The following is a 12,287-nucleotide window of genomic DNA, read 5'->3' on the forward strand; positions in this document are numbered from 1 at the left end:
TTGATCTCTTGACTCGCCAAAAACATGAGTAAGTAGCCATTTTTGAAGAAAAATGAGCGGATTACGAATGTTTTTGAAGATTGCGAGAGTGCAAAGCACGTAGCAATCTGGTATCATACAAAACATTAATAGGAGTCTTTATGGAAAAACTCAGACAAGATATTCGTGCCAATCAGTTTGAGCGCGTATATCTTTTATATGGTGAGGAACGATATCTGGTTCAGATGTATAAGAATCAGTTAAAAAAAGCAATCATCGGCGATGATACGATGAATTTGAATCAATATACCGGGAAAGGTCTGCCTGTACAAGAGGTGGAAAATGCGGTAATGACAATGCCGTTTTTTGCAGACAGACGTTTGGTTCTGCTAGAGGATACAGGATTATTTAAAAGCAGTGATGAGCAGTGGAGTAATCTTGTTAAAACAATTCCGGATAGCTGCCATGTCCTTTTTGTTGAGCAGGAGGTAGATAAGCGAAGCAGAATGTATAAGGCTGTAAAGGAATGTGGCTATTGCGCAGAGATGACGCATCCTTCAATGCAGCAGCGTACACAATGGATTTTAAAGGGATTTGGGCGTTATGGGTTAAAAATCACACAGTCTGCACTTGATTCGTTTCTTGAAAAAACAGGTGATGACATGGAAAACATCAGAAATGAGATGGAAAAATTGGCTTCTTTTTGTATGGGAAAAGAAGGCATCACAAAAGAAGATGTTGATTTTGTCTGTACGGAACAGATTGAAAATAGAATCTTTGATATGACACAGGCCGTAGCAGAGGGAAAGACACAGTATGCTCTTGAGTTATATGCTGATCTATTAGCATTGAAAGAGCCGGGAATGCGTATTTTATTTCTGATTGCACGTCAGATGAACCAACTTTTATGTGTAAAGGAGATGGAAGTCGGACGTCAGAATAAGGATCAAATTGCAGCTGCTTTAAAGGTTCGTTCGTTTGTAGTTAACAAATTGCTTGGACAGGCAAGACAATTCACAATTGATCAGCTGATACGCTGTGTTGAGCGCTGTGTTGAGCTTGAAGAAGCTGTAAAAAGAGGAAATATGAATGAAAGGATTGCTGTTGAGATGGTTTTATTATCAATTGCAAATCGTGAATATCATGCCTGACTAAAAAAAGCTGCCTGCATGAAGCAGACAGCTTTTTATGTGTACAAGACACAAATTAGTTCATAGCGTTAACAGCCTTGTTCATACGGCTGATCTTTCTGGATACAGTGTTATCATGATAAACACCCTTGGATGCAGCCTTTCTCATTACGGACTCAGCCTCAACAACTGCAGCCTGAGCAGCAGCCTTATCACCTGCAGCAACAGCGCTCTCTACCTTCTTGATGTAGGTCTTTACCTTAGAACGAGCAGACTTGTTTCTCTCTGCCTTTGCCTGACTAACTAAAACTCTCTTCTTTGCGGACTTAATATTTGCCATGGGGCACCTCCAAAATTTCTTGTTTTTTAATCTTTTTATAGTTTGAAAACGATACTGTGTATCACTCGAAAACACCGTTTCAACACAAGTGGTATCATAGCCTAAAAACATTGATCTGTCAATACATATTTTCAAAAAAAATGCAAAAAATACAAAAAAGTTTTACATGTAAAACAAGTAGGAACTTCTAATAAAGTTTTACATGTAAAACTTTGAATAATTTCATGAACCATTTTAACTAAGGAAGGTGAAAATATAATGCTCAATGTAAAAGACAACAAAACAATGATGTATACTGATCTCGCTGTTGAAATTCAGGAAGAATGCAGTGGCAGGCAAGGTGAGATTCCAGGCGTTGTACTGGAACAATACAAAGAAGATGGCAAAGGTATCCGTGTCACAAAAATACAAATCCAAACGGCAGATGGAGCAAAACGCATGGGGCGGCCCATAGGAAATTACATGACACTTGAGTCTGCAGATAAAGAACATTCTGATGAACATTCCGATAAAAATCTTTCTGGAACAAAGCTTCCTGATACAAATCTTCTTGCATCCTATATAAATGGGCTGCTTCCGTCATCGGCTCATTCTTTTTTGATTGTTGGTCTTGGAAATGCCAATATGACAGCAGATGCACTCGGACCATTAACAATTAAGAAAATGGCTCAGTCAGGAATGGCTTCATATACTTCAATGATCGTTCCCGGTGTATTTGCGCAGACTGGAATGGAAAGCTGTGAAATCATACAGGGCATTGTACAACAAACTTCTCCAGACTGCATCATAACTATTGATGCGCTTGCAGCAAGAAGTGCATTTCGGCTTGGTACAACAGTTCAGCTTACCGATACAGGTATTCGTCCAGGATCTGGTGTCGGAAATGCAAGAAAGGGCATAACTAAGGAAAATATGAAGATTCCTGTGATTGCCATTGGGATTCCAACAGTTGTAAGTGCCGCAGCAATTGTATCTGATGCAATGGATTCTTTAAAGCAGATAGGCTATAATGAAACGATTCTTGGAAGTATTGCGATGCTTGATAAAGAGGAATATTATCAGCTTATATCAGAAGTGTTTGCGCCAGAGCTTGGGAGTCTCTTTGTGATGCCTAAAAACCTTGATGAAGAATTAGATACGATGAGCAGCTTACTTGCAGCGTCATTGTCACAAGTAATATGTAAACGATAAAATGCTGTAATAAAGAAAACTGGCTGATGCATAGAATAGGCCAGAAAATAAGAAAGGATTTTAGAAATGTATAGAAGCTTTCATCCAAGGAGAAAAGAGAAAATAGTCACAACGATACTTTGGTTTTTGGCACTTGCCTGCTCTACCTATATTTTATGGAAAATTAATCCCTATCCAATTCAGCGCGGCATTGGCTGGACAAAACAAAAGACAGAACAGTTTTTAAATCGCTGCATAGACAATACAGTTTCTAATACACTTCCATCGCTTTCTATTTTTTTTGACTGTGAAGGATTATCTAAAGAAAATATAACTCAGACAAATACGTTTTTTTCAAGCGATCCCTTTTATCAGCAGTTCCAAAATAATATTGGTTGCTCTCCAGACAAAAAACAGGTATAATACTGAAAGATAATATTAAATAGTGGAGGTAACAAAATGTCTGAAACAACAAATGTTATGAATTCTGAAGTAGTAAAGCGTTTGCTTTGCTATGTTTCCTACGATACACAGTCAAAGGATGAAAGCAGTGAAGTGCCGAGCACACAAAAGCAGTTTGACTTGGCAAAGGTATTAAAAAAAGAGCTTGAGGAGATTGGAGCTTCTGATGTACGTCTTAGCGATCACTGCTATGTGTACGCAAAGATTCCGTCTAACTTAGATAAGAAGGTTCCGGCAATCGGTTTTATCGCCCATATTGATACTTCACCTGCATTAAGCGGAAAAGATATTAAGCCGCAGATAATACAAAATTATGACGGAGGTGTAATCAAACTTGGTGAAAGTGGCTTTTCTATGGGACCAAATGAGTTCCCGGCACTTGCCGAATTAAAAGGAAAGAGTCTTATTACTACAGATGGAACAACACTTCTTGGCGCAGATGACAAGGCCGGTGTTGCTGAGATCATGACAATGGCAGCATTCTTTTTGGCACATCCGGAAGTAAAGCACGGTGATATCTGCATCGCATTTACACCAGATGAGGAAGTGGGAAATGGTGTTGAATATTTTGACGTGCCGGGCTTTGGTGCTGACTTTGCTTATACAGTAGATGGCGGTTCTGTCGGTGAAATTGAATATGAAAACTTCAATGCTGCAAATCTGCGTGTTGAAGTGCAGGGATATGGCATCCATCCAGGCAGCGCAAAGGGCAAAATGAAAAATGCCATCCGCATGGCAATGGAATTTGAGCAGATGCTGACAGTATTTGATAACCCGGAATATACAGATGGCTATGAGGGTTTTCATCATCTTGGCGGTATCGAAGGCGATTCAGATCATACAACAATGCATTACATTGTACGTGATCATGACGCTGGAAAGCTTGACCAGAAGTTAGCTGAGATTGATAAGGCTTCGGAGTATCTGAATTTTAAATATGGAGAGGGATCTTTTAAGGTGGTGCGTACCGGTTCTTATCAAAACATGAAGGAAATGATTCTTCCTCATATGCATTTGGTTGAGTATGCAAAGGAAGCTATGAGAGAGCTTGGATTAAATGCTAAGAGTGTTCCGATCCGCGGTGGTACAGATGGTGCAAGATTATCCTTTATGGGACTTCCATGTCCGAACCTCTGCACAGGAGGCGCTAATTATCATGGCCGCTTTGAATATGCATGTATTGAGCAGATGGAGCTGTGTGTTGAGATTTTAAAGAAAATTGTTGAAAAGTATGCAGTTAAAGAAATCTGATATTTAGAAATCTATATTCAGAAACAAGAACTACTGAAAAGCAAAAAGATTAAAGTGAGGAATTTTGAATGATAACAAAGCAATTTAGCAGGCCATCAGTGAAGATGGCTCTGTCCGATGAGCTTTTAATGAAGGTAGAGCAGCCAGCTCGTTATCTTGGAAATGAGGTAAATGCGGTAAATAAGGATAAATCAAAGGCAGAGGTATCCTTCTGTATGTGTTTTCCGGATGTTTACGAGATTGGTATGTCTCATCTTGGAATCCAGATTCTATATGATATGTTTAACCGTTTTGAGGATACATATTGTGATCGCGTGTATTCTCCATGGATTGATCTTGATAAAATGATGAGAGAACAAGACATAAAGCTGTTTGCAGTAGAATCGCAGGAACCGGTAAAGAGTTTTGATTTTCTTGGAATCACACTTCAATATGAGATGTGCTACACAAATATCCTGCAGATTTTGGATTTAAGTGGTATTGCACTTAGAAGCGCTGACCGTGATATTAATGATCCGTTTGTAATTGGAGGAGGACCATGTACTTATAATCCAGAACCAATTGCTCCATTCTTTGACCTTTTCTATATGGGAGAGGGTGAGACTCAGTATCGTGCACTTCTTGATCTTTATAAAAAGTGGCGCGCAGAAGGCGGCTCACGAGAAGACTTTTTACATGAGGCAGCTAAAATTCCTGGCATATATGTACCTTCTTTATACGATGTCACCTACAAGGAAGATGGAACTATTGATGCAATGACACCAATCTACGATGATGTGCCAAAAACAGTACGCAAGGAAATTGTACTCGATATGACAGGTGCAGTCTATCCGGAAAGACCGCTTGTGCCTCATATTCGTGCTGTGCAGGATCGTGTTGTGTTAGAGATTCAGCGAGGCTGTATCAGAGGCTGTCGTTTCTGCCAGGCTGGTATGGTTTACCGTCCTGTGCGTGAGCGTGATGTAGAGCGTCTGAAGCAGCTTGCAGTTACAATGCTTCATAATACCGGTTATGATGAGATTTCATTAAGCTCATTAAGCTCTAGTGACTACTCAAAGCTGCCTGAGCTTGTAAATTTCTTAATTGAAGAATGCAGCAAGCGAAAAATCAATATTTCTTTGCCGTCTCTTCGTATTGATGCATTTTCACTTGATGTTATGAGTAAGGTGCAGGATGTCAAAAAAAGCAGTCTTACATTTGCACCAGAGGCAGGTACACAGCGTCTTCGTGATGTAATAAACAAGGGCTTGACTGAGGAGGTAATTCTTCAGGGTGCAAGAGAAGCTTTTGAGGGCGGCTGGAGTCATGTAAAGCTGTATTTTATGCTTGGACTGCCAACTGAGACAGAAGAGGATATGAAGGGCATACCAGAGCTTGCAGAGCGCATGGCAGAGGCTTATTATGAGATCCCAAAGGAAAGAAGAAATGGAAAATGTCAGATTACCATGAGTACATCTTTCTTTGTTCCAAAGCCATGTACACCATTCCAGTGGGCAAGAATGTATTCTCCTGAGGATTACTTGGGACGCGCAAGAATTGTAAATCACACAATGAAGCAGCAGCATAACCAAAAGAGCCTCAAGTACAACTGGCATGAAGCATATGTAACAGTTCTCGAGGGTGTTTTGGCACGCGGTGACAGAAAAGTGGCTGATGCCATTGAGACAGCCTATAAGATGGGTGCACTGTATGATGCATGGGGAGAAACATTCCACTATGAGATTTGGACAGCTGCTTTTGAAAAATGCGGCTTATCAATTGATTTTTATAATACAAGAGAGCGCAGTCTTGATGAGGTATTCCCGTGGGATTTCATTGATACTGGCGTGACAAAGGCATTTTATAAGAGAGAATGGGAGCGTGCAATGCAGGAGAAGATTACGCCGAATTGCCGCCAGTCCTGTTCCGGCTGCGGAGCAAAGCGTTTTGGAGGAGGTGTCTGCTTTGAAAATCAGAATTCAGTTTGCTAAATACGGAAAGATGATCTATATCGGACATCTTGATATAATGCGTTATTTTCAGAAGGCACTTCGCCGTGCAGATGTAGATCTTGCCTATACACAGGGTTACAATCCGCATCCTATTTTATCTTTTGCGGCTCCTCTTGGTGTAGGCATTACAAGCTGCGGTGAGTATGCTGATCTTGAGGTTAATTCAAGCGGTTCCTCTAAGGAAATGCTGGCACGTCTCAATGAAGTCATGGTTCCGGGAATGGAGATTATTGACTATCGTGTATTGCCAGATGATGCAAAAAACGCGATGAGCTGTGTGGCTGCTGCAGATTATTGCCTGACATTTCGAGAGAAACACACACCGCTTGATACGTTTGGCATGACATCTGCTGCTTATTTAAAAGGCTTTGAAGAGTTTTTACAGCAGGAATCTATTGTAATTATTAAGGAAACAAAAAAAGGCACTCGCGAAATGGATATTCGTCCGCTGATTTATGATTTTTGTTTACAGGAAAAAAGTGAGACAGGAGACGGTCCGGCAATCTTTTTGCAGGTATCAACTGGAAGCACCGATAATTTAAAGCCTGAACTTGTATTAAAGGCATATCATGAGCAGACTGGTCTTTCCTGGAATCCTGGAGACATTTCAATTTGCCGCCTTGAGACTTATACTAATACGGCAGCCTCTGCGCCAGACTGCATTGTAGCACCGCAGTTTGTGCCGCTTCGCGAGATGGGAAACGTATTATGAGCCGCCGACTTCTTTCTATGCAGGGGGACCGTGTGCTGACGGCCCTCTGGGATGATGGACGTATTATAGAATGCAGTGTGGACGAGCGTGTACCTGCATTTTTAGGACGTATTTATCTGGCAAAGGTAGATCATATAGTGCCAAGCATTAGCGGTGCATTTTTGTCTGCGGGTGATCAGAAGCTTTATTATTCACTAAAAGAAAATCCGCTGCCTGTTGCTGTCTCATGTAAGCGTGAGGGAATGATTACACAAGGCGATGAGATTGTTGTACAGGTGACAAAGGAAGCACTAAAGACAAAGGAACCTGGTGCTGGTTCTGCCCTTCAAATTGAAGGACGATATTGTGTCGTTATGATGGAGCCGGCAGGAAAACAGCCAAAGACAAAGATTCTTTTGTCGAGAAAGATTACAGAGGCTACATTTCGTGAAAAGATTTCTGAGGAGGCAGAGGCTCTTGAAGAAGTAAAGCAGCTTTTTGAAGCTGTAAGTCTTAGGGGCTTTTCATTATCTGTGATGATACGCACAAACGCGGCAGAGGTATCATCTGATCTTGCACTAGATGAAATATCAGTCTGCTGCAGACAGCTTCAGACTGTACTGTCAACAGCAGCTTTTCGCAGTAGTGGAAGCTTGCTTTGGCAGCCGCTTCCAGCCTATATAAGTGCCATCCGTGATACTTCTTTAAATGGCTTAGAATCAATTGTCTGTGATAATGAAGAACTTTTAAACGAAGTAAAAAATGCCTTGGATGAATGTAAAGGGAGTGAGGGATTAACTTATTTGCTTTATCAGGATTCTTCATATCCTATGCGAAAATGTTACAACTTGGATACTACTATTGAAAAGGCATTAAAAAGTAAAGTATATCTGTCATCAGGCGCCTACTTAATTATTGAACAGACGGAAGCGCTTGTAGCAATAGATGTTAATACAGGAAAAGCAATTGCATCAGGACGCAAAAAGGAAAATCAGGATTCTTATTTTTATCGCATTAATTTAGAAGCAGCAAAGGAAATCTTGTATCAGCTGCGACTCAGGAACTTATCTGGTATGATTCTTGTAGATTTTATTAACATGACTGATCATGCACTTGAGGATGCACTGATGGAAGAACTTTCCCTTCTTGCACGTAAAGATCCTGTGCATACAAGAATCGTTGATATAACAGCACTTGGTCTTGTTGAAATTACGAGAAAAAAAATAAGAGAGCCACTTGACAAACAATTAAAGATATGTTAAAGTACTAATCGTGTGCCGCACAATGAGGTTTAAGCGCTGCAATTTAGCAGACACCGTACTTGGCGAGTAATTATCTAGGAGGTGCTATATGTACGCAATTATTGCAACTGGTGGCAAGCAGTACAAGGTAGCAGAAGGCGATGTCATTCGCGTTGAGAAGCTTGGAGTAGAAGCTGGACAGACCTACAACTTTGATCAGGTTTTAGCTGTAAACAATGGTGAGATGATCATTGGTACCCCGACTGTTGCTGGAGCAACTGTAAGCGCAACTGTTATGGGCGAGGGCCGTGCTAAGAAGGTTATTGTATACAAGTACAAGAGAAAGACCGGCTATCACAAGAAAAATGGTCACAGACAGTCCTATACTGAGTTAAAGATTGAGAAGATCAACGCTTAATCAATGATTCAGGTAGAGATTATCCGGGATGCTTCCAAAGCGTATGTTGGTTTTTCTATAAAAGGACATGCCGGCTATGCAGAGCACGGGCAGGATATCATTTGTGCAGCGGTTTCCGTTTTAGCGCAGAATACCGTAAATTCTATTGAGCAATTTACGGATGATACATTCTCCGGTGAGATAGATGAGAAAACTGGCAGTCTTGCTGTTTCGTTTCCTCATGGTGTCGGGAAGGATTCCAGACTATTGTTGGACTCGATGGTACTTGGTTTGACAAGTATTGCCGAGGAGTATGGTAAGAAGTATATTAAAATCCGATTCAGGGAGGTGTAAATCATGTTCAAGATGAATCTTCAGTTATTTGCACATAAGAAGGGTGTTGGTTCTACAAAGAACGGCCGTGATTCCGAGTCCAAGAGACTTGGTGCAAAGAGAGCAGATGGACAGTTCGTTTTAGCTGGAAACATTCTTTACAGACAGCGTGGAACCCATATCCATCCAGGTAACAATGTAGGTATCGGCGGAGACGATACTTTATTTGCGAAGGTTGATGGAGTTGTCCGTTTCGAGAGAAAGGGCAAGGATAAGAAGCAGGTTTCTGTTTATCCAAAGGCTGAGTAAGATTAATAGTATGAAACGAGGAGAGACCGTTGCCGTTCGCAACGGTCTCTTTTGGGTAATGTAGATAAAAACAAGAAAAAAAGCAACAATATATAAAAAGAAAATCAAAAGAAAGGCATTGGTAACGTATTTATGATAGATAGTGCCAGAATATTCATTAAATCCGGTAAGGGTGGCGATGGACATGTAAGCTTTCGTCGTGAGCTTTTTGTTGCTGCCGGTGGTCCTGATGGCGGCGACGGCGGAAGAGGCGGAGACGTTATTTTTGAAGTAGATAAGGGTCTGAATACATTAAATGACTTTCGTCATGTACGCAAATATATTGCGCAGTCTGGAGAGGACGGAAAGAAACGCCGCTCTCATGGTGCAGACGGACAGGATTTGATTGTAAAGGTTCCAGAAGGAACAATCATTCGTGACGATGCAAGCGGAAAGATTATTGCCGATATGTCTGGAAAAAATATGCGTGAAGTAATCTTAAAAGGTGGCAGAGGCGGTGCCGGAAATATGCATTTTGCCACACCTACCATGCAGGTTCCTAAGTTTGCAAAGCCAGGTCAGCCGGCTATGGAGCTTTGGGTTCGCTTAGAGTTAAAGGTTATCGCAGATGTCGGACTTGTTGGATATCCGAATGTTGGAAAATCTACCATTTTATCAATGGTAACAAATGCAAAGCCAAAGATTGCAAATTACCATTTTACTACGCTTGATCCGTATGTAGGAATTGTAGACCTTGAGGGTACAAACGGTTTTGCACTTGCTGACATTCCTGGTCTTATTGAGGGTGCTTCAGAAGGAATCGGCCTTGGCTTCCAGTTCTTAAAACATATTCAGCGTACAAAAGTACTCATTCATGTAGTAGATGCAGCCTCCACTGAAGGCCGCGATCCAGTTGAAGATATTCGCACCATTCAGAATGAATTGGCATCATATGATCCAGAGCTGTTAAAGAAACCGGCTGTCATTGCTGCCAATAAGGTTGACGTTATTCAGACAGAAGATGGCGATGAAGATCCTATTGAGCGTTTAAAGAATACTTTTGAACCAGAAGGCTTAAAGGTATTTCCAGTTTCAGCAGCTTCAAATCAGGGCTTAAAAGAGCTTTTATACCATGTATGGCAGATTCTGTCTACAATGGATCCAGAACCGACTGTTTATGAAAAGGAATATGTTCCGGAATACGATCTTGGAAGCAATCTTCCTTATACAGTAGAAAAAACAGATGAACATTTATTTACAGTTGAAGGACCTCGTATTGAAAAGATGCTTGGCTATACAAACTTAGATTCCGAGAAGGGATTTACTTTCTTCCAGCGCTTCTTAAAGGAGACAGGAATCTTAAAGGAGCTTGAGGATCTTGGAATCGAAGATGGCGATACTGTTAAGATGTATGGTCAGCACTTTGATTATTATCACGAGTAAAGAAAAAGGAGACTTTAAATGACAAGTAAGCAGAGAGCATATTTAAAGAGTCTGGCTATGGATCAGTCTGCGATCCTTCAGATTGGAAAGTCCAGCTTGACACCAGAAATTACCAGATCAGTAGACGAAGCATTAGAAGCACGTGAACTGATTAAGATTCATGTATTGAAGAACTGCTTTGATGATGGTTCTTCTATTGCTGAGGTATTAGCAGAGCGTACACGCGCAGAAGTTGTACAGGTAATCGGAAAGATGATCGTACTGTATCGCCCGGCAAAAGAAGAGAAGAAGAGAAAGATCGTTCTTCCAAAATAATAATATGATATTAGGGTCCCAAGCTCCAAAAGCCGTTCGTGCTTGCACGATTAGGTTTTTGAGCTTGAGACCCGCAAAAACATTCGGATGCAGCGATTTTCAAGGAAAATCAGCGAATCCGAATGTTTTTAGAATTGCGAAAGTTGCAGGGGGCGGAGCAATTCGTGGATATCAGTTTGGGGCAAAATACCTTTTGACCCAAACATCATAATATACGGGAGGATCCATTTTATGGTTAATGATGAAATTCTTTACATCCGAAGACGCTTGAAAAAGAAGATGGATGAAGACCGCTTTGAGCACACCATTGGTGTTGCATACACATCTGTTTGTCTTGCAATGCGTTATGGAGAAGATCTTCACAAGGCAGAATTAGCGGGTCTTCTTCATGACTGTGCAAAATGTATCCCGGATGATATTAAACTTGATAAATGCAAACGCAACAATATTCCGATCACAAAGGCACAAGAACAAAGCCCATCTCTTCTTCATGCAAAGCTTGGCGCTTTTATTGCAGCTGACCATTATAGGATTAAAGATAAGGATATTTTAAATGCTATTGAGAATCACACTACAGGACGTCCGGCAATGAGTCTTCTTGAGAAGATTGTTTTTGTTGCTGACTATATTGAACCAAGGAGAAATAAAGCGTCAAACCTGTCCAAACTGCGTCAAATGGCGTTTATTGATATTGATCGCACCGTTTACGAAATTATGGATCAGACGCTTCGTTATCTGAAGGCAAAAAAAGTTCCGATTGACAGCCTGACAAAAAAGTCCTGTGATTATTATCGTGCGCTGTGTGGTGAAAAAGACGTAGAAAATGAAACAGAAAGGAACTGACTTATGGAAGTAAAGCAAAAGGCAGCATTGATTTACAATGCAATTGAGGATAAAAAAGGAAGCCGAATCAGTGTTCTTGATATCAGCGGTATTTCTGTTATGGCAGATTATTTTGTAATTGCAGATGCTGAAAATAACAATCAGCTGCAGGCAATTGCTGATAATGTAGAAGAGCAGATGATGAAAAATGGCAATCACTGCCGTATTGAAGGAAAATCAGAATCTGGCTGGGTACTGCTTGACTTTGGCGATATTATTGTTCATATATTCAATAAGGAAGATCGTTTATTCTATGATCTTGAGCGTCTTTGGAGAGATGCAATCTCAGTGTCAAAGGAACAGCTTGGCATTAAAGAGGCCGCTTTATAATTTACAGCACAAAAAGACCGTATCTTTGGAGAAAAGTCTCTAAG

The 12,287-nt window shown here is 40.8% G+C and carries 15 protein-coding genes; 14 read left to right on the plus strand and 1 reads right to left on the minus strand.

From position 1 onward, the window contains the following. The first annotated feature begins 140 nt into the window (after window positions 1-140). Window positions 141-1,130 carry a DNA polymerase III subunit delta gene (gene holA / locus WJP93_RS01130; RefSeq protein WP_118612797.1) on the plus strand — a complete coding sequence of 330 codons (990 nt, stop codon included), beginning with the start codon at window positions 141-143 and terminating at the stop codon, window positions 1,128-1,130. A gap of 55 nt (window positions 1,131-1,185) precedes the next feature. On the opposite strand, the gene rpsT is transcribed toward holA, so the two are convergent. Further along, window positions 1,186-1,449 (minus strand): 30S ribosomal protein S20, encoded by a 264-nt coding sequence (gene rpsT / locus WJP93_RS01135; protein ID WP_227100493.1) that lies wholly within the window; start codon window positions 1,447-1,449, stop codon window positions 1,186-1,188. 258 nt (window positions 1,450-1,707) lie between these two features. On the opposite strand from rpsT, the gene gpr reads away from it, so the two are divergent. From gpr to rsfS, 13 genes are all read left to right on the plus strand, one after another. After that, window positions 1,708-2,640, plus strand: coding sequence for a GPR endopeptidase (gene gpr / locus WJP93_RS01140; RefSeq protein ID WP_337546384.1), 933 nt, complete (start codon window positions 1,708-1,710; stop codon window positions 2,638-2,640). Window positions 2,641-2,706: 66 nt separating this feature from the next. Beyond that, window positions 2,707-3,042, plus strand: a complete 336-nt coding sequence (locus WJP93_RS01145) for a hypothetical protein (protein ID WP_118612799.1) — start codon at window positions 2,707-2,709, stop codon at window positions 3,040-3,042. A 36-nt stretch (window positions 3,043-3,078) separates the two neighbouring features. Then, the gene (pepT, locus tag WJP93_RS01150) at window positions 3,079-4,332 is read left to right on the plus strand and encodes a peptidase T (RefSeq protein WP_337546386.1); all 1,254 of its coding nucleotides are present in this window, start codon (window positions 3,079-3,081) and stop codon (window positions 4,330-4,332) included. A gap of 68 nt (window positions 4,333-4,400) precedes the next feature. Next, complete coding sequence (locus WJP93_RS01155; RefSeq protein ID WP_337546388.1) at window positions 4,401-6,302, plus strand: TIGR03960 family B12-binding radical SAM protein; 1,902 nt, start codon at window positions 4,401-4,403, stop codon at window positions 6,300-6,302. Beyond that, window positions 6,277-7,035: a TIGR03936 family radical SAM-associated protein gene (locus WJP93_RS01160; protein ID WP_337546390.1), complete on the plus strand. Its 759-nt coding sequence runs from the start codon at window positions 6,277-6,279 to the stop codon at window positions 7,033-7,035. Before WJP93_RS01155 ends, WJP93_RS01160 begins: the two co-directional genes overlap by 26 nt. Continuing rightward, a complete protein-coding gene (locus tag WJP93_RS01165) occupies window positions 7,032-8,276 on the plus strand; it encodes a ribonuclease E/G (protein ID WP_337546392.1) in 1,245 nt (414 codons plus the stop codon). Before WJP93_RS01160 ends, WJP93_RS01165 begins: the two co-directional genes overlap by 4 nt. A gap of 88 nt (window positions 8,277-8,364) precedes the next feature. Continuing rightward, on the plus strand, window positions 8,365-8,673 hold the full coding sequence (gene rplU / locus WJP93_RS01170) for a 50S ribosomal protein L21 (protein WP_066561806.1): 309 nt from the start codon (window positions 8,365-8,367) through the stop codon (window positions 8,671-8,673). Window positions 8,674-8,676: 3 nt separating this feature from the next. Continuing rightward, on the plus strand, window positions 8,677-9,006 hold the full coding sequence (locus WJP93_RS01175) for a ribosomal-processing cysteine protease Prp (RefSeq protein WP_118612803.1): 330 nt from the start codon (window positions 8,677-8,679) through the stop codon (window positions 9,004-9,006). 3 nt (window positions 9,007-9,009) lie between these two features. Continuing rightward, window positions 9,010-9,294 (plus strand): 50S ribosomal protein L27, encoded by a 285-nt coding sequence (gene rpmA, locus WJP93_RS01180; protein ID WP_066561810.1) that lies wholly within the window; start codon window positions 9,010-9,012, stop codon window positions 9,292-9,294. 132 nt (window positions 9,295-9,426) lie between these two features. Further along, window positions 9,427-10,716 (plus strand): GTPase ObgE, encoded by a 1,290-nt coding sequence (obgE, locus tag WJP93_RS01185; protein ID WP_337546394.1) that lies wholly within the window; start codon window positions 9,427-9,429, stop codon window positions 10,714-10,716. 18 nt (window positions 10,717-10,734) lie between these two features. Beyond that, entirely contained in the window at window positions 10,735-11,031 is a 297-nt protein-coding gene (gene yhbY / locus WJP93_RS01190; RefSeq protein ID WP_118612805.1) for a ribosome assembly RNA-binding protein YhbY, read from the plus strand. Between the two features lie 231 nt (window positions 11,032-11,262). Continuing rightward, window positions 11,263-11,874, plus strand: coding sequence for a bis(5'-nucleosyl)-tetraphosphatase (symmetrical) YqeK (yqeK, locus tag WJP93_RS01195; RefSeq protein ID WP_337546395.1), 612 nt, complete (start codon window positions 11,263-11,265; stop codon window positions 11,872-11,874). A 3-nt stretch (window positions 11,875-11,877) separates the two neighbouring features. Continuing rightward, complete coding sequence (rsfS, locus tag WJP93_RS01200; protein WP_118612807.1) at window positions 11,878-12,243, plus strand: ribosome silencing factor; 366 nt, start codon at window positions 11,878-11,880, stop codon at window positions 12,241-12,243. Window positions 12,244-12,287: the final 44 nt, after the last annotated feature.

The sequence above is a fragment of the Anthropogastromicrobium sp. genome, assembly GCF_037349415.1.
Classification (GTDB): domain Bacteria; phylum Bacillota; class Clostridia; order Lachnospirales; family Lachnospiraceae; genus Anthropogastromicrobium; species Anthropogastromicrobium aceti.